Origin of the sequence: Shinella sp. WSD5-1, from assembly GCF_963942435.1 — a bacterium.
GTDB lineage: Bacteria > Pseudomonadota > Alphaproteobacteria > Rhizobiales > Rhizobiaceae > Shinella > Shinella yambaruensis.
In genome coordinates this window covers 2549084-2569978 of record NZ_OZ012596.1, presented here as the reverse complement: position 1 = coordinate 2569978, position 20895 = coordinate 2549084, and the positions used below count along the sequence as shown (strand labels likewise).

At 61.8% G+C, this 20895-nt stretch carries 28 protein-coding genes; 1 reads left to right on the top strand and 27 read right to left on the bottom strand.

The features are described 5' to 3' along the window. Positions 1–290: 290 nt before the first annotated feature. The 25 genes from rplO to rpsL all read right to left on the bottom strand — a co-directional run bounded on the left by rplO (position 291) and on the right by rpsL (position 14605). Entirely contained in the window at positions 291–770 is a 480-nt protein-coding gene (gene rplO / locus AABQ55_RS12655) for a 50S ribosomal protein L15 (protein WP_244765684.1), read from the bottom strand. Between the two features lie 11 nt (positions 771–781). Beyond that, entirely contained in the window at positions 782–985 is a 204-nt protein-coding gene (gene rpmD / locus AABQ55_RS12650; RefSeq protein WP_064329863.1) for a 50S ribosomal protein L30, read from the bottom strand. A gap of 13 nt (positions 986–998) precedes the next feature. Further along, the gene (gene rpsE, locus AABQ55_RS12645) at positions 999–1565 is read right to left on the bottom strand and encodes a 30S ribosomal protein S5 (RefSeq protein WP_023515494.1); all 567 of its coding nucleotides are present in this window, start codon (positions 1563–1565) and stop codon (positions 999–1001) included. A gap of 127 nt (positions 1566–1692) precedes the next feature. After that, positions 1693–2055 carry a 50S ribosomal protein L18 gene (gene rplR, locus AABQ55_RS12640; protein ID WP_064329862.1) on the bottom strand — a complete coding sequence of 121 codons (363 nt, stop codon included), beginning with the start codon at positions 2053–2055 and terminating at the stop codon, positions 1693–1695. A 12-nt stretch (positions 2056–2067) separates the two neighbouring features. Then, entirely contained in the window at positions 2068–2601 is a 534-nt protein-coding gene (gene rplF / locus AABQ55_RS12635) for a 50S ribosomal protein L6 (RefSeq protein ID WP_244765685.1), read from the bottom strand. Positions 2602–2643: 42 nt separating this feature from the next. After that, on the bottom strand, positions 2644–3042 hold the full coding sequence (rpsH, locus tag AABQ55_RS12630; RefSeq protein WP_023517482.1) for a 30S ribosomal protein S8: 399 nt from the start codon (positions 3040–3042) through the stop codon (positions 2644–2646). A 12-nt stretch (positions 3043–3054) separates the two neighbouring features. Beyond that, a complete protein-coding gene (gene rpsN / locus AABQ55_RS12625) occupies positions 3055–3360 on the bottom strand; it encodes a 30S ribosomal protein S14 (protein WP_244765686.1) in 306 nt (101 codons plus the stop codon). Positions 3361–3396: 36 nt separating this feature from the next. Beyond that, the gene (gene rplE / locus AABQ55_RS12620; RefSeq protein WP_272805246.1) at positions 3397–3954 is read right to left on the bottom strand and encodes a 50S ribosomal protein L5; all 558 of its coding nucleotides are present in this window, start codon (positions 3952–3954) and stop codon (positions 3397–3399) included. After that, a complete protein-coding gene (gene rplX, locus AABQ55_RS12615) occupies positions 3947–4258 on the bottom strand; it encodes a 50S ribosomal protein L24 (protein WP_064329857.1) in 312 nt (103 codons plus the stop codon). Before rplX ends, rplE begins: the two co-directional genes overlap by 8 nt. 12 nt (positions 4259–4270) lie before the next feature. After that, on the bottom strand, positions 4271–4639 hold the full coding sequence (gene rplN / locus AABQ55_RS12610; protein WP_018328276.1) for a 50S ribosomal protein L14: 369 nt from the start codon (positions 4637–4639) through the stop codon (positions 4271–4273). 238 nt (positions 4640–4877) lie between these two features. Further along, the gene (rpsQ, locus tag AABQ55_RS12605) at positions 4878–5114 is read right to left on the bottom strand and encodes a 30S ribosomal protein S17 (protein ID WP_024270442.1); all 237 of its coding nucleotides are present in this window, start codon (positions 5112–5114) and stop codon (positions 4878–4880) included. Between the two features lie 12 nt (positions 5115–5126). Further along, positions 5127–5327, bottom strand: coding sequence for a 50S ribosomal protein L29 (gene rpmC, locus AABQ55_RS12600; protein ID WP_024270441.1), 201 nt, complete (start codon positions 5325–5327; stop codon positions 5127–5129). Positions 5328–5339: 12 nt separating this feature from the next. Beyond that, positions 5340–5753: a 50S ribosomal protein L16 gene (gene rplP, locus AABQ55_RS12595; protein WP_024270440.1), complete on the bottom strand. Its 414-nt coding sequence runs from the start codon at positions 5751–5753 to the stop codon at positions 5340–5342. Between the two features lie 38 nt (positions 5754–5791). Beyond that, complete coding sequence (gene rpsC, locus AABQ55_RS12590) at positions 5792–6520, bottom strand: 30S ribosomal protein S3 (protein ID WP_244765688.1); 729 nt, start codon at positions 6518–6520, stop codon at positions 5792–5794. After that, positions 6520–6909 carry a 50S ribosomal protein L22 gene (rplV, locus tag AABQ55_RS12585; protein ID WP_272805245.1) on the bottom strand — a complete coding sequence of 130 codons (390 nt, stop codon included), beginning with the start codon at positions 6907–6909 and terminating at the stop codon, positions 6520–6522. The genes rpsC and rplV overlap by 1 nt, the downstream gene beginning before the upstream one ends. Before the next feature lie 2 nt (positions 6910–6911). Further along, positions 6912–7190: a 30S ribosomal protein S19 gene (gene rpsS / locus AABQ55_RS12580; protein WP_023517272.1), complete on the bottom strand. Its 279-nt coding sequence runs from the start codon at positions 7188–7190 to the stop codon at positions 6912–6914. A 15-nt stretch (positions 7191–7205) separates the two neighbouring features. Continuing rightward, positions 7206–8042, bottom strand: coding sequence for a 50S ribosomal protein L2 (rplB, locus tag AABQ55_RS12575; RefSeq protein ID WP_244765689.1), 837 nt, complete (start codon positions 8040–8042; stop codon positions 7206–7208). A gap of 30 nt (positions 8043–8072) precedes the next feature. Next, positions 8073–8366, bottom strand: coding sequence for a 50S ribosomal protein L23 (locus AABQ55_RS12570; protein WP_064329854.1), 294 nt, complete (start codon positions 8364–8366; stop codon positions 8073–8075). Continuing rightward, positions 8363–8983 carry a 50S ribosomal protein L4 gene (gene rplD, locus AABQ55_RS12565; RefSeq protein WP_064329853.1) on the bottom strand — a complete coding sequence of 207 codons (621 nt, stop codon included), beginning with the start codon at positions 8981–8983 and terminating at the stop codon, positions 8363–8365. Before rplD ends, AABQ55_RS12570 begins: the two co-directional genes overlap by 4 nt. Positions 8984–8995: 12 nt before the next feature. Then, positions 8996–9679 carry a 50S ribosomal protein L3 gene (rplC, locus tag AABQ55_RS12560; protein WP_119258431.1) on the bottom strand — a complete coding sequence of 228 codons (684 nt, stop codon included), beginning with the start codon at positions 9677–9679 and terminating at the stop codon, positions 8996–8998. Positions 9680–9837: 158 nt separating this feature from the next. Continuing rightward, a complete protein-coding gene (gene rpsJ / locus AABQ55_RS12555) occupies positions 9838–10146 on the bottom strand; it encodes a 30S ribosomal protein S10 (protein WP_003507767.1) in 309 nt (102 codons plus the stop codon). Between the two features lie 189 nt (positions 10147–10335). Then, positions 10336–11511, bottom strand: coding sequence for an elongation factor Tu (tuf, locus tag AABQ55_RS12550; RefSeq protein ID WP_244765691.1), 1176 nt, complete (start codon positions 11509–11511; stop codon positions 10336–10338). Positions 11512–11575: 64 nt separating this feature from the next. Then, entirely contained in the window at positions 11576–13675 is a 2100-nt protein-coding gene (fusA, locus tag AABQ55_RS12545; RefSeq protein WP_244765692.1) for an elongation factor G, read from the bottom strand. A 32-nt stretch (positions 13676–13707) separates the two neighbouring features. Beyond that, positions 13708–14178, bottom strand: a complete 471-nt coding sequence (gene rpsG, locus AABQ55_RS12540; protein WP_023516514.1) for a 30S ribosomal protein S7 — start codon at positions 14176–14178, stop codon at positions 13708–13710. Between the two features lie 55 nt (positions 14179–14233). Continuing rightward, entirely contained in the window at positions 14234–14605 is a 372-nt protein-coding gene (gene rpsL / locus AABQ55_RS12535; RefSeq protein WP_003507760.1) for a 30S ribosomal protein S12, read from the bottom strand. A 543-nt stretch (positions 14606–15148) separates the two neighbouring features. On the opposite strand from rpsL, the gene AABQ55_RS12530 reads away from it, so the two are divergent. Continuing rightward, complete coding sequence (locus tag AABQ55_RS12530; RefSeq protein ID WP_272805244.1) at positions 15149–15445, top strand: transcriptional regulator; 297 nt, start codon at positions 15149–15151, stop codon at positions 15443–15445. Between the two features lie 15 nt (positions 15446–15460). Here AABQ55_RS12530 and AABQ55_RS12525 read toward each other — a convergent pair whose 3' ends face one another. Then, on the bottom strand, positions 15461–16510 hold the full coding sequence (locus AABQ55_RS12525) for a cytochrome-c peroxidase (protein WP_272805243.1): 1050 nt from the start codon (positions 16508–16510) through the stop codon (positions 15461–15463). Positions 16511–16666: 156 nt separating this feature from the next. After that, positions 16667–20878 (bottom strand): DNA-directed RNA polymerase subunit beta', encoded by a 4212-nt coding sequence (rpoC, locus tag AABQ55_RS12520; protein ID WP_272805242.1) that lies wholly within the window; start codon positions 20876–20878, stop codon positions 16667–16669. Between the last annotated feature and the right edge of the window lie 17 nt (positions 20879–20895).

Below are 20895 nucleotides of genomic sequence, written 5' to 3'. Positions count from 1 at the left end.
CGGCGGGGAGCCCGGCCAGGTCCGGATTGGCTGATCCGTTGGCACGCCCCCTCGCCCCTCCTCGGACCGACGGACCATGCTGAAATTCGTCTTGCCCCTCTGCCGGTGCAGCAAAGCGGGCGGATGGAGCCTAAACCGGTTGAAACGCGGATTGTCAAGCAATCCCGGCCTCACCCTGGCTTTTAATTCCGGACAACAGCGGGGAGAAGAATCCCGGCCGTCGTTGTGAGGCTCACATATGGGAGCAAAATCGCCCGGTGTGAAGCACACCGGGCGATAATTTCGTCGAATTATTCGGCGGCTTCCGCAGCGGCCGAGAGCAGCTTGACCGAGCCGCCGGCCTTTTCGATCTTCTCGATCGCCGGCTTGGAGGCACCGGCGACTTCGAAGGTCACCTTGGCCTTCAGTTCGCCGTCAGCGAGGATGCGGACACCGTCCTTCTCGCGGCGGATGACGCCGGCGGCCTTGAGGGCGGCTGCGTCAACGGTCGCCTTGGCATCGAGCTTGCCGGCATCGATCGCCTTCTGGACACGGTCCAGGGACACGATGACGAAGTCGGATGCGAAGATGTTGTTGAAGCCGCGCTTCGGCAGGCGACGGTAGATGGGCATCTGACCGCCTTCGAAGCCGTTGATGGCAACGCCAGAACGGGCCTTCTGACCCTTGACACCGCGACCACCGGTCTTGCCCTTGCCGGAACCGATACCGCGACCGACGCGCTTGCGGTTCTTCGAGGAGCCTTCGTTGTCCTTGATTTCGTTGAGTTTCATGATCTATCCCCTCACTTCTCTTCGACGACGCGAACGAGGTGCTGGACGGCACGGATCATGCCGCGGACAGACGGGGTGTCTTCCAGCGTGCGAACCCGATGCATCTTGTTGAGGCCCAGGCCGACCAGCGTTGCGCGCTGGATGGCCGGACGGCGGATGGGGCTGCCGATCTGCTCGACAGTCACCGTCTTCTTTGCGGTTTCTTTCTTAGCCATGGCTCACAGCTCCTTATTCTTCGGAAGCGACGCCGGCGGACGCACGACGGGCCTGCAGCGTGGCGTACTTCATGCCGCGCTGTGCCGCGATGTCCTTCGGGTGCATCTGGCTCTTGAGAGCGTCGAACGTCGCACGGATCATGTTGTACGGGTTCGAGGAGCCGGTCGACTTGGCGACGACGTCATGGACGCCGAGCGTTTCGAAGACGGCGCGCATCGGGCCACCCGCGATGATACCGGTACCGGCCTTGGCCGAACGCAGAAGCACCTTGCCGGCGCCGTGGCGGCCGTGCACGTCGTGGTGCAGCGTGCGGCCGGAGCGCAGCGGAACGAAGATCAGGTCGCGCTTGGCGGCTTCGGTGGCCTTCCGGATCGCTTCCGGAACTTCACGTGCCTTGCCGTGGCCGAAGCCGACGCGGCCCTTCTGATCGCCGACGACGACGAGCGCTGCGAAACCGAAACGACGGCCGCCCTTGACGACCTTCGCGACGCGGTTGATCGCGACGAGCTTGTCAACAAACTCGCTGTCGCGCTCTTCGCGGTTCTGGCGGTCATCGCGACCGCGCTTTTCCTGTGCCATTGTCCTTTTCCTTTTTCTTTTCCGGGTGCAATCGGCAGATTGACGAAAGTCGCCTCCATTTCAGCAATGGAAGCGACCGATACCCTGCTGAGGATCGGCGGGGCGCTTTTCGCGCCCGGCCGAATGATCAGAAGTTCAGACCACCTTCACGGGCAGCTTCGGCGAGAGCCTTGATGCGGCCGTGATAGATGAAGGCGCCACGGTCGAAAACGACTTCCTTGACGCCTGCCTTGACGGCACGCTCGGCGATGAGCTTGCCGACGGCAGCGGCTGCTGCCGTGTCGGCGCCCGTCTTCAAGGACGAGCGCAGATCGGTGTCGAGCGTGGAGGCGGACGCAAGCGTCTTGCCGGCCACGTCGTCGATGACCTGTACGTAGATGTTCTTCGACGAGCGATGAACCGACAGGCGCGGACGGCCATTGGCGACCGCCTTGATGGAACGGCGCACGCGGTTGGCGCGGCGCTGGAGAGCTTCTTTCCTGCTAGCCATTTCGCGTGATCCTTACTTCTTCTTGCCTTCTTTGCGGACGATCCGCTCTTCGGCATACTTGACGCCCTTGCCCTTGTAGGGCTCGGGGCCACGGTATTCGCGGATTTCCGCGGCGACCTGGCCGACCTGCTGCTTGTTGATGCCGGAGACGACGATTTCCGTCGGCTTCGGAACAGCGATCGAGATGCCTTCCGGCGTCTGGTAGACGACGTCATGGCTGAAGCCGAGGGCCAGCTGCAGGTTCTTGCCCTGGAGCGAGGCGCGGTAACCGACGCCGTTGATTTCGAGCTTGCGCTCGTAGCCGTCCTTGACGCCCTTGAAGATGTTCTCGACCATCGTGCGGGACATGCCCCACTTGGAACGAGCATCCTTGCTATCGTTGACCGGCTGAACGACAACGGAGTTGTCTTCGAGCTTCACCGAAACTTCGTCGTTCGCGACGAAGAACAGTTCGCCCTTCGGGCCCTTCGCGGTGACCTTCTGACCATCGACGGTCGCGGTGACACCAGCGGGAACCGGAACGGGCTTCTTACCGATACGAGACATTGTTTTATCCTGTCTGTTCGTTATGGAAATTCCTGCTCAGCCTTAGAAGACCGAGCAAAGAATCTCGCCACCAACGTTCTGTTCGCGTGCCTGGTGATCGGCCATCACGCCCTTCGGGGTCGAAAGGATGGTGATGCCGAGGCCGTTCGCGACCTGCGGAATGGACTTTACCGAGACATAGACCCGGCGGCCCGGCTTGGAGACGCGGTCGATCTTGCGGATCACGGACGCGCCTTCATAGTACTTGAGTTCGATGTTCAGCTCGGACTTGCCGTTGCCGAATTCGACCTCCGAATATCCGCGGATGTAGCCTTCGGACTGAAGGACATCCAGAACGCGGGCGCGCAGCTTGGAAGCGGGCGTCGAAACGCTCGACTTGCGGCGTGCGGCGCCGTTGCGGATACGGGTGAGCATATCGCCCAAGGGATCAGTCATTGCCATGTGCCCGTCTCCTTACCAGCTCGACTTGACGATGCCCGGCACCTTGCCGAGATTGCCCAGTTCGCGAAGCGCAATACGCGACATCTTGAGTTTGCGATAGAATGCGCGCGGACGGCCCGTGACTTCGCACCGGTTGCGGATGCGGGTCTTGGAGCCATTGCGCGGCATTTCGGCAAGCTTCAGGGTCGCCTTGAAGCGCTCTTCGATGGGAAGAGACTGGTTCTGGATGATCGCCTTGAGGGCGGCACGCTTGGACGCCTGAGCGGCGACCAGCTTGCGGCGGCGGTTGTTCTTCTCGACTGCGCTGGTTTTAGCCATAACAGTTGTTATCCTTCTTTACGCTTGTCGTTACGGTCAGGCGCGGAACGGGAAGTTGAACTCTTTCAGAAGAGCCCGTGCTTCGTCGTCCGTCTTTGCCGTCGTGCAAACGATGATGTCCATGCCCCACATCTGATCAACCTTGTCGTAGTTGATCTCCGGGAACACAATGTGCTCCTTGATACCCATGGCGAAGTTGCCACGGCCATCGAAGGACTTCGGGTTCAGACCACGGAAGTCGCGTACGCGGGGCAGCGCGATGTTCACGAGGCGATCCAGAAATTCATACATGCGGGCGCCGCGAAGGGTGACCTTCGCGCCGATCGGCATGCCTTCACGGACCTTGAAGCCCGCGATGGAGTTGCGGGCGCGCGTGATGACCGGCTTCTGGCCGGCGATCGCCGCGAGGTCGGCGGCAGCAACGGTCGGCTTCTTCGAGTCGCCCGTAGCTTCGCCCACGCCCATGTTGATGACGATCTTCTCAAGCCGCGGGATCTGCATCTCGTTGGCGAAGGAGAACTGCTCCTGAAGCGCCTTGCGGATACGCTCGACGTATTCCTTCTTGAGGCGCGGCTCATACTTGGTGTCAGCCATCGATCGACACTCCCGAACGCTTTGCTACACGAACCTTCTTGTCGCCCTCGATCTTGAAACCGACGCGGGTCGGCTTGCCGTCCTTGGGGTCGGCGATCGCGATGTTCGACAGGTGGATCGAAGCTTCCTTGGTGATGATGCCGGCTTCCTGGGTCTGGGTCTGGCGCTGGTGACGCTTCACCAGGTTGATACCCTTGACGACCGCACGGTCTTCCTTCGGCATGACCTGAACAACTTCACCGGTACGACCCTTGTCCTTGCCGGTGAGCACGACGACCTTGTCGCCCTTACGAATCTTTTGCATGGCCATCGCTCCTTACAGTACTTCCGGAGCCAGCGAGATGATCTTCATGTGGTTCTTGGCGCGGAGTTCGCGCGGAACCGGTCCGAAGATACGGGTGCCGATCGGCTCTTTCTTGTTGTCGATCAGGACGGCTGCGTTGTTGTCGAAACGGATCACGCTGCCATCGGGACGGCGGATGTCCTTGGCGGTGCGCACGACGACCGCCTTCATCACGTCACCCTTCTTCACGCGGCCGCGCGGAATCGCTTCCTTGATCGAGACGACGATAATGTCGCCGACCGAAGCGTACTTGCGCTTGGAGCCGCCCAGCACCTTGATGCACATGACACGACGTGCGCCGGAATTATCCGCGACGTCGAGGTTAGTCTGCATCTGAATCATGTCAGGTCGCCTTCTTGTTTTACCGGACTGGTTGGGCAAAAGCCCCCTGGTCCAGCTTATGGAAATTCATGTTTTCGCGCGGGATGGTCTCTTGCCAGGGTGGTTTCCTCAGATCGGCGAGCCGATGGGACCTTCCGTGCGCTCAAAGCAAAAGACGCTCGTGATTCCGAGCGTCCTTGCGCTGCTTCATACAGATTTCTGCGCCGAACACAAGGGCCCGGCGCAAATTCCGATGTTATTAAGCGTGGGCCGATACGACGGTCCAGCGCTTGTCCTTCGAGATCGGGGCGCATTCCTGGATGGAAACGACGTCGCCGACCTTGTACTGGTTGGTTTCGTCATGCGCCTTGTACTTCTTGGACCGGCGAACGGTCTTCTGAAGCAGCGGATGGGCAAAACGGCGTTCGACGCGAACGACAACGGTCTTGTCGTTCTTGTCGCTGACAACAGTGCCCTGCAGAATGCGTTTCGGCATATTATTTGGTCCTTAGGCCTTGGCTTCTGCCGCCTTCTGGCGGGCAATGGTCTTGACGCGCGCGATGTCCTTGCGGACTTCGTTGATGCGCGAGGTCTTCTCGAGCTGGCCGGTGGCCTTCTGGAAGCGCAGGTTGAACTGCTCCTTCTTCAGCTTGGCAAGCTCTTCGTTGAGCTGGTCGGCGCTCAGCGCCTTGACGTCTGCGGCTTTCATGGCGCTCGCTCCTTACTCTGCAATGCGCTGTACGAAGCGCGTCTTGACCGAGAGCTTGGCCGAGCCGAGGCGAAGCGCTTCACGCGCGATTTCCTCGGAAACACCGTCGATCTCGAACATCATACGGCCGGGCTTGACCTTGGCTGCCCAGTATTCGACCGAACCCTTACCCTTACCCATGCGGACTTCCGTCGGCTTGGCGGTGACCGGGACGTCGGGGAACACGCGGATCCACACACGGCCGGCACGCTTCATGTAACGGGTGATCGCACGGCGGGCCGCTTCGATCTCGCGTGCGTTCACGCGGTTCGGTTCCTGAGCCTTCAAGCCGAACTCGCCGAAGGCGAGCTCGGAGCCGCCCTTGGCGACACCCTTGATGCGGCCCTTGAACTGCTTGCGGTACTTGGTACGCTTTGGCTGCAACATTTTTTTACTTCTCCGATATTGGCTGCCAAACGCGACTGTTACGCGTTTTCACGACGGCGGTCGCCACGATCGCGATCGCGGCTTGCGGGGCCCTGGCTGTCGCTTTCGCTTGCACGACGCTCAGAGGCCATCGGATCGTGCTCAAGGATTTCGCCCTTGAATATCCAGACCTTGATGCCGCAGATGCCGAATGCGGTTTCGGCTTCCGCCGTACCGTAGTCGATGTCTGCACGCAGCGTGTGAAGCGGAACGCGACCTTCGCGGTACCATTCCGTACGGGCGATTTCCGCGCCGCCGAGACGGCCGGCGCAGGTGATCTTGATGCCTTCGGCGCCAAGACGCATCGCGGACTGAACAGCGCGCTTCATCGCACGGCGGAAAGCCACGCGGCGCTCGAGCTGCTGGGCGATCGACTGGGCGACGAGGGTCGCGTCGACTTCCGGCTTGCGCACTTCAACGATGTTGAGGTGCGTTTCGGAGTTCGTCATCTCGGAAAGCTTCTTGCGGAGCTTCTCGATGTCCGCACCCTTCTTGCCGATGATCAGACCCGGGCGAGCCGAGTGGATCGTGACGCGGCACTTCTTGTGCGGGCGCTCGATGACGACCTTGGCGATACCGGCCTGCTTCAGCTCGTCCATGACGAACTTGCGGATCTTCAGGTCTTCGTGGAGCAGCTGGCCGTATTCGGCGTTGTCGGCGAACCAACGGCTGTCCCAGGTACGGTTGATGCCGAGGCGGAAACCGATCGGATTAATCTTCTGGCCCATTATGCGGCCTCCCCTTTGGCTTCGACTTCACGGACGACGATCGTCAGATGCGAGAAAGGCTTCTCGATCCGCGATGCGCGGCCGCGGCCACGAGCGGCAAAGCGCTTCATGACGATCGACTTGCCGACATACGCCTCGGCGACGATGAGCGAGTCAACGTCGAGGTCGTGGTTGTTTTCTGCGTTGGCGATCGCAGACTCGAGCGTCTTCTTGACGGTCTCGGCGCTACGCTTGCGCGAGAACTCAAGCTCGGCGAGAGCCCGGTCGACCTTCTTGCCGCGGATGAGCGCAGCAAGCAGGTTGAGCTTCTGGGGGCTGACGCGGATCGTGCGCGCGATAGCCTGCGCCTCGGTATCCTTCAGCCGACGTTCGGCTTTAGCCTTACCCATCGTTACTTCCTCTTCGCCTTCTTGTCCGCACCGTGACCGTAATAGGTCCGGGTGGGAGCGAATTCACCAAACTTGTGGCCGACCATGTCTTCGTTGACGGCCACCGGGATGTGCTTGCTGCCGTTGTAGACGCCGAAGGTGAGACCTACGAACTGCGGCAGGATCGTGGAGCGACGGCTCCAGATCTTGATAACTTCGCTGCGACCGCCTTCACGAACCTTCTCAGCCTTCTTGAGAAGATAGCCGTCAACAAACGGGCCTTTCCATACTGAACGAGCCATTCCTGACTACCTCTCTTACTTCTTCTTCAAGTGGCGCGAGCGCATGATGAACTTGTCCGTGGACTTGTTCGAGCGGGTGCGCTTGCCCTTGGTCGGCTTGCCCCACGGGGATACCGGATGGCGGCCGCCCGAGGTGCGGCCTTCACCACCACCGTGCGGGTGGTCGACCGGGTTCATGACGACACCGCGGTTATGCGGGGTCTTGCCGCGCCAGCGCGTGCGACCGGCCTTGCCGTCGTTGATGTTGCCGTGATCCGGATTGGATACGGCGCCGACCGTTGCAAGGCAGGACGAGTGAACCAGGCGCTGCTCGCCCGAGTTCAGGCGAAGGATCGCCATGCCCTGATCGCGACCGACGAGCTGGACGAAGGTGCCGGCGGAGCGGGCGATCTGGCCGCCCTTGCCCGGCTTCATCTCGACGTTGTGAACGATCGAGCCGACCGGGATGTACTGCAGCGGCATCGTGTTGCCGGGCTTGACGTCGACCGCCTTGTTGGAGGCGATGACCTTGTCGCCGGCCGCCAGGCGCTGCGGGGCCAGGATATAGGCCTGCTCGCCGTCGGCATAGCTCACCAGAGCGATGAACGCCGTGCGGTTCGGGTCGTATTCCAGACGCTCGACCGTGCCCTCGACGTCGAACTTGCGACGCTTGAAGTCGACGAGACGGTAGGTGCGCTTGTGACCGCCGCCGATGAAGCGGGCCGTGATGCGACCGAGGTTGTTACGGCCACCGCTCTTGGAGAGACCTTCGGTCAGAGCCTTTACGGGCTTGCCCTTGTAAAGGCCCGACCGATCGACGATGACCAGCTGGCGCTGGCTCGGAGTGGTCGGGTTGTAGCTTTTCAATGCCATTTTTCTGTTTCCTTTTATCCGACTGCCCGATTAGAGCCCGGTGGAGACGTCGATGGACTGACCGTCAGCAAGCGTGACGATAGCCTTCTTGACATCTCCCTGCCGGCCGGAGAAGCCGCGGAAACGCTTGATCTTGCCCTTGCGGACGAGCGTGTTCACAGCCGTGACCTTGACGCCGAAGAGTGCTTCGACCGCAGCCTTGATCTCAGGCTTGGAAGCGCGCTTGGCAACGTTGAAGACGATCTGGTTGTTTTCGGAGACCAGCGTCGACTTTTCGGTGATCGAGGGGGATACGATCACATCGTAGTGGCGAAGATCCGTCATTTGAACCGCTCCTCGAGGGCTTCTACAGCAGCCTTGGAGAGCACGAGCTTGCCGCGGCGCAGGATGTCGTAAACATTGATACCCTGGATCGGAAGAACATCCACGTTCGGGATGTTGCGTGCTGCGAGCTTGAAGTTGCCGTCAAGTTCAGCGCCGCCGATGAAGAGGGCATTGGTGAGGCCGAGCGAAGCGAATGCGCCGGCCAGGGCCTTCGTCTTTGCTTCCGCGGCGACGAGGTCGTCGACGATGATGACGTCGTCAGCCTTGATCTTGGCCGAGAGGGCGTGACGCAGGCCGAGCGCGCGAACCTGCTTGGGCAGGTCGTGGGCGTGGCTGCGGGATACCGGGCCGTGAGCCTTGGCACCGCCGCGGAACTGCGGAGCGCGCGCGGAATGGTGACGAGCGCGGCCCGTACCCTTCTGCTTGTACATTTTGGCGCCGGTGCGGGAAACTTCACCGCGGGTCAGCGACTGGTGCGTGCCCTGCTGCTTCTTGGCGAGCTGCCAGCGGATGACGCGGGCGATGATGTCTTCGCGCGGCTCCAGGCCGAAGATCGCGTCGGAGAGGGAGACCTTGCCGGCGTCCTTCCCGTCGAGGGTCGTGACTTTGAGATCCATGATCAGGCTCCCTTACTTGGCTGCGGCGCGCACGGCGGCCGGACGCGGAGCGTCTGCCGGGGTGCCGGACTTGACGGCGTCACGGACAACGATCCAGGCGCCCTTGGAGCCCGGGACTGCGCCCTTGACGAGGATGAGACCGCGTTCTTCGTCGGTGGAGACGACTTCGAGGTTCTGGGTGGTGACGCGCGTCTGGCCCATGTGGCCGGCCATGCGCTTGCCCTTCCAGACCTTGCCCGGGTCCTGGTTGTTACCCGTCGAACCGTGCGAACGGTGCGAGACGGACACGCCGTGCGTTGCACGAAGGCCGCCGAAGTTGTGGCGCTTCATGGCACCGGCGAAACCCTTACCGATCGTGGTGCCGGTGACGTCGACGAGCTGGCCCGCGACGAAATGGCTTGCGGTCAGCTCCGCACCGATCTCGATGAGGTTGTCTTCCGAAACGCGGAACTCGACGAGCTTGGCCTTCGGCTCGACGCTTGCGGCGGCGAACTGGCCGCGCAGTGCCTTTGCCGTGTTCTTCACCTTGGAAGAGCCGGCGCCGAGCTGGACGGCCGTGTAGCCGTTCTTGTCCTGCGTACGCTGGGCAACGACCTGGACGTTATCCAGTCGCAATACTGTTACCGGGATGTGCTCACCTGCGTCGTTATAGACGCGAGTCATCCCTACTTTCTGTGCAATCACACCTGAACGCATGGTTCAATCCTCTTAGAAGTCCTGGCGGGATCGTGACGTCCCGTCATGCCTCTTGGTTTAAGGATTCCACTTCAGCCTTTCGGCCGTCGGGTTTCCCGTTTTCAGAAGACGTCGGCTTGCGCCACGTACCTTCCTTGTTATTTCGGCTTACGCCGGACTTAGAGTTTGATCTCTACGTCTACACCGGCCGCAAGATCGAGCTTCATGAGAGCATCGACCGTCTGGGGCGTCGGATCTACGATGTCGAGCAGGCGCTTGTGCGTGCGCATCTCGAACTGTTCACGGCTCTTCTTGTCCACGTGGGGCGAACGGTTGACGGTGAACTTTTCAATACGGGTCGGGAGCGGAACGGGGCCGCGGACGCTTGCGCCGGTGCGCTTTGCCGTCGACACGATCTCGCGCGTGGAGGCATCAAGGATCCGGTGGTCAAACGCCTTGAGGCGGATGCGGATGTTCTGGCCGTTCATACGACTATTCCTTAGTTCGTTAGCCGCGCGATTCTCTTGGGAAATGCGCGTTTTTGATTCTGGCGGTTCCCATAAAGGAACGCACACGAAAACACAATTGCCGAAAGGCCAGTCCGCTAAATTTTCAAAGACCGGAGGGGCAGGGTTGTCCCCTGCCCTTCCTATTTCAGCGGCTTGACGCCTTCAGACTTACTCGACGATCGATGCGACGATGCCGGCGCCGACGGTGCGGCCGCCTTCGCGGATCGCGAAGCGCAGCTTCTCTTCCATCGCGATCGGAACGATCAGCTCGACGTCGACCGTCACGTTGTCGCCCGGCATCACCATTTCCGTGCCTTCCGGCAGCGTCACGATGCCCGTCACGTCCGTCGTGCGGAAGTAGAACTGCGGACGGTAGTTCGTGAAGAACGGCGTATGACGGCCGCCTTCTTCCTTCGTCAGGATGTAGGCTTCAGCCTTGAACTTCTTGTGCGGCTTGACCGAACCCGGCTTGCACAGGATCTGGCCGCGCTCGACGCCGTCACGGTTCACACCGCGCAGCAGCGCACCGATGTTGTCGCCCGCCTGGCCCTGGTCGAGCAGCTTGCGGAACATCTCGACGCCCGTGCAGGTCGTCTTCGTCGTCGGGCGGATGCCGACGATCTCGATTTCCTCACCGACCTTCACGATGCCGCGCTCGACGCGACCCGTCACGACCGTGCCGCGGCCCGAGATCGAGAACACGTCTTCGATCGGCATCAGGAACGGCTGGTCGATCGGACGCTCCGGCGTCGGGATGTAGGCGTCGACCTGGGCCATCAGCTCGCGGATCGCGTCTTCGCCGATCTTCTTGTCCGAATCTTCGAGAGCAGCCAGAGCCGAGCCCTTGACGATCGGAATGTCGTCGCCCGGGAAGTCGTAGGACGACAGAAGCTCGCGCACTTCCAGCTCGACGAGCTCGAGAAGCTCGGCGTCGTCGACCTGGTCGACCTTGTTGAGGAACACCACGATCGCCGGAACGCCGACCTGGCGGGCCAGCAGGATGTGCTCGCGGGTCTGCGGCATCGGGCCGTCGGCAGCCGAGCAGACCAGGATCGCGCCGTCCATCTGGGCAGCACCGGTGATCATGTTCTTCACGTAGTCGGCGTGGCCGGGGCAGTCGACATGCGCGTAGTGACGGTTCGGCGTCTCGTATTCGACGTGTGCCGTCGAGATGGTGATGCCGCGGGCCTTCTCTTCCGGAGCGGCGTCGATCTGGTCATACGCCTTGAACTCGCCGAAATACTTCGTGATCGCCGCCGTCAGCGACGTCTTGCCATGGTCAACGTGGCCGATCGTGCCGATGTTTACGTGAGGCTTGTTGCGCTCAAACTTACCTTTTGCCATTTCCGGCTCTCCGTTCCTGATCCCGATAGGGGAAATTCATACAATGAGTTGGGGCGTACCCCGGTCACTTCTGACCGGAGTACTTTGCCTGGATTTCCTGCGCGACGTTCGAGGGAACCGGCGCATAGTGGTCGAAGACCATCGAGTACTGGGCGCGGCCCTGCGACATGGAGCGCAGGTTGTCCACGTACTTGAACATGTTGGCCAGCGGCACGTTGGCGGAGATCACGACGGCGACGCCGCGCGATTCCTGGCCCTGGATCTGGCCGCGACGGGAGTTCAGGTCGCCGATGACGTCGCCGACATAGTCTTCCGGCGTCACGACCTCGACCTTCATCATCGGCTCCAGCAGCTGGGCGCCGGCTTCGCGGGATGCTTCACGGAAGCAGGCGCGCGATGCGATTTCGAAGGCGAGGACCGAGGAGTCGACGTCGTGGAAGGCGCCATCGATGAGCGTCGCCTTGACGCCGAGCATCGGGAAGCCTGCGAGCGGACCCGAGGACAGGACACTTTCGATACCCTTCTGGACGCCCGGGATGTATTCCTTCGGAACAGCACCGCCGACGATCTTGGATTCGAATGCGAAATCTTCGCCTTCCGGGTTCGGTTCGAACACGAGCTTCACGCGGGCGAACTGGCCGGTACCACCGGTCTGCTTCTTGTGCGTGTAGTCCTTCTCGGTCTTGCGCGTGATCGTCTCACGGTAGGCGACCTGCGGAGCGCCGACATTGGCTTCGACCTTGAACTCGCGACGCATGCGGTCGACGATGATGTCGAGGTGAAGTTCACCCATGCCCGCGATGATCGTCTGGCCGGACTCTTCGTCGGTCTTGACGCGGAAGGACGGGTCTTCGGCGGCCAGGCGGTTGAGCGCGAGGCCCATCTTTTCCTGGTCGTTCTTGGTCTTCGGCTCGATCGCGATCTGGATGACCGGCTCGGGGAATTCCATGCGCTCGAGGATGACCGGCTTCAGCGGATCGCAGAGCGTGTCGCCCGTCGTCGTGTCCTTGAGGCCGGCGAGAGCGACGATGTCGCCCGCGAAGGCTTCTTCGATGTCTTCACGCGAGTTGGAGTGCATCTGCAGCATGCGGCCGACGCGCTCGCGCTTTTCCTTGACCGTGTTCATGACCGACGTGCCCTTTTCGAGCTTGCCGGAATAGATGCGGGCGAAGGTGAGCGAACCGACGAAGGGGTCGTTCATGATCTTGAACGCGAGCATGGAGAGCGGCTCGTTGTCGTCTGCGTGACGCTCGATCTCGGCTTCCGTCTTGACGTCGATGCCCTTGATCGCCGGGATGTCGGCCGGCGACGGCAGGTAGTCGACGACGGCGTCGAGGAGCGGCTGGACGCCCTTGTTCTTGAACGCGGTACCGCAGAACATCGGGTGGAACTTCACGTCGATGGTGCCGCGGCGAACGAGTTCGCGGATCTTGTCGTTGTCCGGGTAGTTGCCTTCGAGATAGGCTTCCATCGCGGCCTCGTCGATCTCGACGACGGTCTCGATGAGCTTCTCGCGGTACTCCTCGGCCTTTTCCTTCATGTCTTCCGGGATCTCGACGACGTCCCACTGGGCGCCGAGCGATTCATCGCGCCAGACGAGAGCGTTCATCTCGATGAGGTCGACGACGCCCTTGAACTCGCTTTCAGCGCCGATCGGCAGCTGCATGACGACGGCGGTCGCACCGAGACGCGACTTGATCATGGAGACGGAGCGGTAGAAGTCCGCGCCGGTCTTGTCCATCTTGTTGCAGAAGATCATGCGCGGAACGTTGTACTTCTCGGCCTGACGCCAGACGGTTTCCGTCTGCGGCTCCACGCCGGCATTGGCGTCGAGAAGGGCGATCGCACCGTCGAGAACGCGCAGCGAACGCTCGACTTCGATGGTGAAGTCGACGTGGCCGGGGGTGTCGATGATGTTGAAGCGGCGGGTCTTGCCGTCACGGCCCTTCCAGAAGGTCGTGGTGGCGGCCGACGTGATCGTGATGCCGCGTTCCTGCTCCTGCTCCATCCAGTCCATCGTGGCGGCGCCGTCATGGACTTCGCCGATCTTGTGGGACTTGCCGGTGTAGTAGAGAATGCGCTCGGTCGTCGTCGTCTTGCCGGCGTCGATATGCGCCATGATACCGAAATTTCGGTAGTCTTCGATTTTGTATTCGCGAGCCATTAACGGACTCCTTTCGAGACGTCTAGTTTCGGTTACCAGCGGTAGTGCGAGAATGCACGGTTGGCGTCGGCCATCTTGTGCGTGTCTTCGCGCTTCTTGACGGCGCTGCCGCGGTTGTTCGCTGCGTCCATGAGTTCGCCGGAAAGGCGCTCGACCATGGTCGTTTCGTTACGCTTGCGGGCAGCGGCGATCAGCCAGCGGATGGCCAGAGCCTGACGACGCTCCGGACGAACGTCGACCGGAACCTGGTACGTCGCACCACCAACGCGGCGCGAGCGCACTTCGACGTGCGGCGCAACGTTATCGAGAGCCGAATGGAACACGCCGAGCGGATCGGCCTTTGCCTTGCCCTGAACGACATCGAAGGCGCCGTAAACGATCGTTTCGGCGACGGACTTCTTGCCGTCCAGCATGATGGCGTTCATGAACTTGGTGACGACGAGATCGCCGAACTTCGGGTCCGGGTTGATCTCGCGCTTTTCTGCTCTATGGCGACGGGACATACTTTTCGTCTTTCTTCAAATGGTTCCGACCAGCGAAATGGCGCCGGTTACTGTATTATTTCGGACGCTTCGCGCCATACTTGGAGCGGCGCTGCTTGCGGTTCTTGACGCCCTGGGTGTCGAGAACGCCGCGGATGATGTGGTAACGCACACCCGGAAGGTCCTTCACGCGGCCGCCACGGATCATGACGACGGAGTGTTCCTGCAGGTTGTGGCCTTCGCCCGGGATGTAGCCGATGACTTCGAAGCCATTGGTCAGGCGGATCTTGGCGACCTTACGCAGAGCCGAGTTAGGCTTCTTCGGGGTCGTCGTGTAGACGCGGGTGCAAACGCCGCGCTTCTGGGGGTTTTCCTGCAGGGCAGGAACCTTGTTGCGCTTTACCTGCGCCTGGCGCGGCTTGCGGATCAACTGGTTTACGGTAGGCATAGAACCATCCCTTGCAAATCTAGTCTCGTTTACCCTTGCGGGCGGATACATGGCCACACGCGTGTTCATGCGCAATAAAAGGCCAATCCGCTTTTGCGGATGACCTCCATAGGCAGAGGACGCCAGTCCAGCGTCATGCGTGCAGCATTCATGTTCTCAACGTGCGTCGAGCCCTGTTTGAGGCGAACTTCAGAACGAGTCGTTCCGAACCAGCCAGCCTCACATAGGCTCTGATGGCGTGCGGTCTACTGAGTTAAGGGCAAAAGGTCAAGGGGCGGGGCGAAAGAATCCCGAAGCGGAATGGCTGTCCTGCCTGAAAAGCAGGGCTTTCGGCACTCTCCCCTGCCCCTTTCAGGGTGCAGGCCGGCTCCCCAGCCATCGCCGGAGAACATTAAAGAAGCGTGAAGACGGAATCAACGGCAGGAACGGCGTACGGCGGACGCATCCGGGAATCACCTTTTGGTGCGCCCGCCGATTTTGCATTTGGGCCTTGCCGCCCTACCCTTTATAGAACCGGCATCACCGACCCGAAAGGAATCCGCCATGGCGTCCAATGCCGACAACGACAACAACACGCTCGACGAGCCGATGGTCTTCATCATCATCGGCAAGGCCTATGAGCGCGAGGGCGACGAGGGCATCGACATCCACGTCATGCTGCGTGCGCCGGACGACGACAGCGCCGTGCGCGAGGCGCTGAACGCGCTTTCGGAGGAAGGCTTCCTCGAAGCCGACCTCGACCAGATCGGGACGCTGACCGGCGCGCCGGAGGACGAGCCGCACGCCTCCGCCTATCAGGGCGCACTCGAAGGAGAAGTGGCGATCATCCGGTTTGCCTGATGACCGCCCCCTTCCTTACTTGATTTCGCCGCTCGGCAGAGGCGTGTCATCCGTCTCTGCCGGCAGCACCGGATAGACCACCTCCGGCATCCGGCCTTCCAGCGTGCCGAGGAAGGCGACGATCCGGTCCACGTCGGCCTCCGCCAGGTCCTCGCCGAGCTGCGAGGTGCCCATGATCGCGACGGCCTGCTTCAGGTTCCAGACCTTGCCCGAGTGGAAATACGGCGCCGTCAGCGTGACGTTGCGCAGCGGCGCGGCGCGGAAGACGTAGGAATCGTCCGCCGTGGCCGTCACGGCGAAGCGCCCCTTGTCGTTTTCCGGCAGGACTTCGGCGCCCGGCTTCTCGATGAGGCCGAACGGGTAATAGCCGTTGCCGCCGAGATTGATGCCGCTGTGACACGACGCGCAGCCCTTGTCCATGAAGAGCGCAAGGCCCTCCTTCTGCTCCACCGTCATCGCGCCATCGTCGCCGTTGAGATAGGCGTCGAAGGCGGCCGGCGTGATCAGGGTCGCCTCGAAGGCCTCGATCGCCTTGGCCATGTTGTCGAAGGTCACCGGGTCGGCCTCGCCCGGGAAGGCGGCCGTGAACCACTCGACATATTTCGGCATCGACTTCAGTGTCGCGACGACCTGGTTGGGCGTGTTCGCCATCTCGACGCCCGCCTGGATCGGCCCCTTCGCCTGCGCCTTCAGGTCTTCCGCGCGCCCGTCCCAGAACTGGGCCTCGTTGAAGACGGCATTCAGCGCCGTCGGCGAATTGCGCGGTCCCTTCTGCCAGCCGTGGCCGATCGAGGTTTCCAGATTGTCGTCGCCGCCCGTCGCCAGGTTGTGACAGGAATTGCACGAGAAGACGCCCGAGGCCGAAAGGCGCGGATCGAAGAACAGCGCCTTGCCGAGGTCGATCTTCTCCGGCGTGATCGGATTGTCGCTGACCGCCGGATAGGTCGATGGCAGGGGTTTGAAGATGTCGAGGGCCGTTGCGCGCAGATCGGCAGGAACCGGATCGGCGGCAAGGGCCACGGTCGCGATGACCGATGTGGCGACCGTCGCCAGCAGGAATTTCATGGCTACCTCCATTCGTTGGGATACGAATGGACTTTAGAACCGCTCCAATCTGGCCACTTGCGCCAGATCAAGCCGGCCTGCCCTGTCCTTGCGCATAAACAAAAAGCCGCCCGAATTATTTCGGGCGGCTTTCTCAATCGTCAAAAGCGGCAGCGATTACTCGGCCGCGGCACCCTCGCCGCCGGCAAGGTCCGCCAGCATCGGGGTGGCGACGCCGGCGCCCGTCGACTTGCGGCGCTCGTCGAGAATCATCTCGTCGCGGGCCGTCGCGATGCGGCGGATCTGGGTCATGGTGCCACCCGTGCCGGCCGGGATGAGTCGGCCGACGATGACGTTTTCCTTGAGGCCCTGCAGGCCGTCGGTCTTGCCGGCGATCGCCGCTTCCGTGAGGACCTTGGTGGTCTCCTGGAACGAGGCGGCCGAGATGAACGACGGGGTCTGCAGCGAGGCCTTGGTGATGCCGAGCAGCACCGGCTCGCCCGAGGCCGGCTTCTTGCCTTCCTCGATCAGGGCGTCGTTGACGTCCTCCAGCTCGATCCGGTCGACATTGTCGCCGACGATGTAGGTGCTGTCACCTGCATCGGTGATCTCGACCTTCTGCAGCATCTGGCGAACGATCACCTCGATGTGCTTGTCGTTGATCACAACGCCCTGCAACCGGTAGACTTCCTGGATTTCGTTCACGAGGTAGGAAGCAAGTGCCTCCACGCCCTTGATCGCCAGGATGTCGTGCGGCGCCGGATTGCCGTCGAGGATGTAGTCGCCCTTTTCGATGTAGTCGCCATCCTGAAGGTGGAAGGGCTTGCCCTTCGGGATCAGGTACTCGACCGGCTCGACACCGTCTTCCGCCGGCTCGATCGTCACGCGACGCTTGTTCTTGTAGTCGCGGCCGAAGCGGACGGTACCATCGATCTCGGCGATGATGGCGTGGTCCTTCGGACGACGGGCCTCGAACAGTTCGGCAACGCGCGGCAGACCACCGGTGATGTCCTTGGTCTTGGCGCTTTCCAGCGGCGAGCGGGCAAGAACGTCACCCTGGGAGACCTTCTGGCCCGGCTCGACCGAGAGGATCGCGTCGACCGAGAGCATGAAGCGGGCTTCGCCACCGCGCGACAGCTTGGCGACGGCGCCGTTCTTGTCCTTGATGACGATGGCCGGCTTCAGGTCGGAGCCGCGCGGCGTCGAGCGCCAGTCGATGACCGAACGCTTGGTGATGCCGGTGGATTCGTCCGTCGATTCCAGGACCGAGATACCGTCGACCACGTCCTCGAAGTGAACCGTACCTTCCACTTCCGTCATCATCGGACGGGTGTAGGGGTCCCATTCGGCGAGACGCTGGCCGCGCTTCACCTTGTCGCCGTCGTCGACGAAGATCTTCGAACCGTAGGCGACACGCTGCGAGGAACGTTCCACGCCGCGCTCGTCGAGGATGGTGATCGCCATGTTGCGGCCCATCGCGACGAGTGCGCCATCGGAATTGCGCAGCATGTTGCGGTTCTTGATCTGCACCGTGCCTTCATACGAGGCTTCCAGGAACGACTGGTCGACCACGGTCGCCGTGCCGCCAAGGTGGAAGGTACGCATGGTGAGCTGGGTGCCCGGCTCGCCGATCGACTGCGCCGCGATGACGCCGACGGCCTCGCCCATGTTGACGGGCGTGCCGCGTGCAAGGTCGCGACCGTAGCAGACGCCGCAGACGCCGGTCTGGATCTCGCAGGTCAGCGCCGAGCGGATGCGGATCGACTGGATGCCGGCCTTCTCGATCGCGGCGACGTCGGCCTCGAGGATCATCTTGCCGGCATCGACGATGCGCTCGCCGGTGACCGGATGATCGATGTCGTCGAGAGCCGTACGGCCGAGGACGCGGGTGCCGATGGAGGCCACGACCTGGCCGGCATCGACGATCGCCGTCATGGTGAGGCCCTTGTCGGTGCCGCAATCCGTGTGCGTGACGATGCAGTCCTGCGCGACGTCGACGAGACGGCGGGTCAGGTAGCCGGAGTTCGCGGTCTTCAGGGCGGTGTCCGCCAGGCCCTTGCGGGCGCCGTGCGTCGAGTTGAAGTACTCGTTCACGGTCAGGCCTTCCTTGAAGTTCGAGATGATCGGCGTCTCGATGATCTCGCCCGAGGGCTTGGCCATGAGGCCGCGCATGCCGCCCAGCTGGCGCATCTGGTTCGGAGAACCGCGGGCGCCGGAGTGCGACATCATGTAGATCGAGTTCATCGGCTTCTGGCGGCCGGTCTCGGGATCGAATTCGACGGCCTTGATGCGCGCCATCATCTCTTCCGCGACCTTCTCGGTGGCCTTGCCCCAGGCGTCGACGACCTTGTTGTATTTCTCGCCCTGGGTGATCAGGCCGTCATTGTACTGCTGCTCGTATTCCTTGACGAGATTTTCGGTGTCGCCGACGATCTTCGCCTTGGTATCCGGAATGACCATGTCGTCCTTGCCGAACGAGATGCCGGCGCGGCAGGCGTGGCTGAAGCCGAGCTGCATGATGCGGTCGCAGAAGATGACCGTGTCCTTCTGGCCGCAGTGGCGGTAGACCGTGTCGATCATCTTGGAGATGTTCTTCTTGGTCATTTCCTGGTTGCAGATATCGAACGGGATGTTGCCGTTTTTCGGCAGCAATTCGCCGATGATCATGCGGCCGGGCGTCGTCTCGTAGATCTTGGTGTAGGGCTTGCCCTCACCGTCGACCGACTTGTAGCGGCCGCGGATCTTCGCGTGCAGCGTCACGACCTTGTTTTCGAGCGCATGGTGCAGTTCGCCCATGTCGGAGAAGGCCATGCCTTCGCCCGGCTCGTTCTGGTTCATGATCGACAAATAGTAGAGGCCGAGAACCATGTCCTGCGAGGGAACGATGATCGGTGCGCCGTTCGCCGGGTGCAGGATGTTGTTCGTCGACATCATGAGCACGCGCGCTTCCAGCTGGGCTTCCAGCGAGAGCGGGACGTGGACGGCCATCTGGTCTCCGTCGAAGTCGGCGTTGAAGGCCGTGCAGACGAGCGGGTGCAGCTGGATCGCCTTGCCTTCGACCAGGATCGGTTCGAAGGCCTGGATGCCCAGGCGGTGCAGCGTCGGCGCGCGGTTGAGGAGAACCGGATGCTCGCGGATGACCTCGTCGAGGATATCCCAGACTTCCGGCTTTTCCTTTTCGACCAGCTTCTTGGCCTGCTTGACGGTCGAGGAGAAGCCCTTGGCGTCAAGGCGGGCGTAGATGAACGGCTTGAAGAGTTCGAGCGCCATCTTCTTCGGCAGGCCGCACTGGTGCAGCTTCAGTTCCGGGCCGGTCACAATGACCGAACGGCCGGAATAGTCGACGCGCTTGCCGAGCAGGTTCTGGCGGAAGCGGCCCTGCTTGCCCTTGAGCATGTCGGACAGCGACTTCAGCGGACGCTTGTTGGCGCCGGTGATGACGCGGCCGCGGCGGCCGTTGTCGAACAGGGCGTCAACCGATTCCTGAAGCATGCGCTTCTCGTTGCGGATGATGATGCCCGGCGCGCGCAGCTCGATGAGGCGCTTCAGACGGTTGTTGCGGTTGATGACGCGGCGGTAGAGATCGTTGAGGTCCGACGTCGCGAAACGGCCACCGTCCAGCGGGACGAGCGGACGCAGGTCCGGCGGGATCACCGGAACGACCTTCATGATCATCCATTCCGGACGGTTGCCGCTCTCCATGAAGTTCTCGACGATCTTCAGGCGCTTCATCAGCTTCTTCTGCTTCAGGTCCGACGTGGTGTCGGCCAGATCAGAGCGCAGATCGCCGGCGATCTTTTCCAGATTCATCGAGGCGAGCATCTCGTAGATGGCCTCGGCGCCGATCATCGCCGTGAACTGGTCTTCACCATATTCATCGACGGCGATCATGTATTCTTCTTCGGAAAGAAGCTGGTTTTCCTTGAGCGCGGTGAGGCCCGGCTCCGTCACGATGTAGTTCTCGAAATAGAGAACGCGCTCGACATCCTTCAGCGTCATGTCGAGGAGCGTGGCGATGCGGGACGGCAGCGACTTCAGGAACCAGATATGGGCGACGGGCGCGGCGAGCTCGATATGGCCCATGCGCTCGCGGCGAACGCGCGACAGCGTGACTTCGACGCCGCACTTTTCGCAGATGATGCCCTTGTATTTCATGCGCTTGTACTTGCCGCACAGGCACTCGTAGTCCTTGATCGGCCCGAAGATGCGCGCGCAGAACAGACCGTCACGCTCCGGCTTGAACGTGCGGTAGTTGATGGTTTCCGGCTTCTTGATCTCGCCGTACGACCAGGACAGGATCTTTTCCGGAGACGCGATCGAAATGCGGATGGAGTCGAACGTCTGCGCAGGCACCTGCGGGTTGAAAAGGTTCATGACCTCTTGGTTCATGCCTATCTCCTTCGTGG